The organism is Sphingomonas sp. 66-10 (assembly GCF_001897045.1).
GTDB lineage: Bacteria > Pseudomonadota > Alphaproteobacteria > Sphingomonadales > Sphingomonadaceae > Sphingomonas > Sphingomonas lycopersici.
In genome coordinates this window covers 50,998-52,471 of record NZ_MKRR01000160.1, presented here as the reverse complement: position 1 = coordinate 52,471, position 1,474 = coordinate 50,998, and the positions used below count along the sequence as shown (strand labels likewise).

Annotated in this window: 2 protein-coding genes; both read left to right on the top strand. The window is 69.1% G+C overall.

The window, feature by feature from the left end; genetic code table 11:
- A partial coding sequence (locus tag BGN95_RS25025) for a VIT1/CCC1 transporter family protein (protein ID WP_286774364.1) occupies positions 1-491 on the top strand: 491 nt, incomplete at its 5' end.
- Positions 492-540: 49 nt separating this feature from the next.
- The gene (locus BGN95_RS25020; RefSeq protein ID WP_179513357.1) at positions 541-1,194 is read left to right on the top strand and encodes an HAD-IA family hydrolase; all 654 of its coding nucleotides are present in this window, start codon (positions 541-543) and stop codon (positions 1,192-1,194) included.
- Positions 1,195-1,474 lie beyond the last annotated feature (280 nt).

Below are 1,474 nucleotides of genomic sequence, written 5' to 3'. Positions count from 1 at the left end.
TCTCGGTCAGCAGCCAGGCCGATGCCGAGGCCGCCGAGCGCGCGCGCGAGGCCGCCGAACTCGCCGACGATCCCGACGGCGAGCACCGCGAGCTCGCGGCGATCTATCGCGCGCGCGGGCTCGACGAAACGCTGGCCGAGCAGGTCGCGACGCAGATGAGCGCGCATGACGCGCTTTCCGCGCATGTCCGCGACGAACTGGGGCTGACCGCGGCGGCGACCGCGCGCCCGGTGCAGGCGGCATTCGCCTCCGCCGCGAGCTTCTTCGCCGGCGGGGCGGCGCCGATGCTCACCGTGCTGCTCGCGCCGGTCGCGACGTTGATCTGGTCGGTGCCGCTGGTCGCGCTGGCGCTGCTCGCGGCGCTGGGGGCGATCGGGGCGCAGGCCGGCGGGGCGAGCGCGGCAAAGGGGGCGCTGCGCGTCACCTTCTGGGGGGCGTTGGCGATGCTGGTCACTTATGTCGTCGGGCATATCGCGGGCGCAACTTTGTAGCGATGGGGGGCTTGCGCGTCGCGCCGGCTCGCGGCACGGGGCGAAGTTGATGCAGCACGATACCGTGATCTTCGACTTTGGCGGGGTGGTCACTTCCTCCCCGTTCGAGGCTTTCAACCGGCTGGAGCGCGCCCGCGGCCTGCCCAAAGACTTCATCCGCAAGGTCAACGCGCTGTCGCCCGACGACAATGCCTGGGCGCGGTTCGAGCGGGCGGAGATCGATTCGGCCGGGTTCGACGCCGCCTTCGCCGAGGAGGCCAAGGCCTTGGGGCACGAGCTGCGCGGCGAGGATGTGCTCGGCGTGCTGGCGGGGGATATCCGCCCGCGGATGGTCCACGCGCTCGATTGGCTCAAGCGCCACGGCTATCACCTCGGGTGCATCACCAACAATGTGCCGTCGGGCGAGGGCGCGGGGATGGAGCGCAGCAGCGAGCGTGCGCAGGCGGTGTCCGCGGTGCTCGCGCGGTTCGATTGCGTGATCGAATCGAGCAAGGTCGGCGTGCGCAAGCCCGATCCGCGCATCTACCAGATGATGCTCGCGCATTTCGCCAAGCCGGCGACGTCGTGCATCTATCTCGACGACCTCGGGATCAACTGCAAGCCGGCCGCCGAGCTCGGCATGCATGCGATCAAGGTCGAGGGCGAGGCGCAGGCGCTCGACGATCTCGCCGACGCGCTGGGGATCGAGCGCGGGCTGTTCTGAGGCCGCCAAAGTTCACGAAGTTCACACGAGTGACGTTGCGTCGCCGGGTGTATTCTTAAGTAAAATTAATGGGTTCGATCTCTCTTCTCCCTTGAACAAGGGAGGGGGCGGGGGTGGGTTGGCCTGCGTGGGCACCGTTGCGCCAGCCTCATACCCACCCACCCCCAGCCCCTCCCTTCACGAGGGAGGGGAGTAAGAAGGGGGAGGGGGAGTTGGCTTCTTGCCGCGGCGCACCACCCTCGCTAATCGCGGCGCGGACGAACGGAGAGTCACCGCCGAT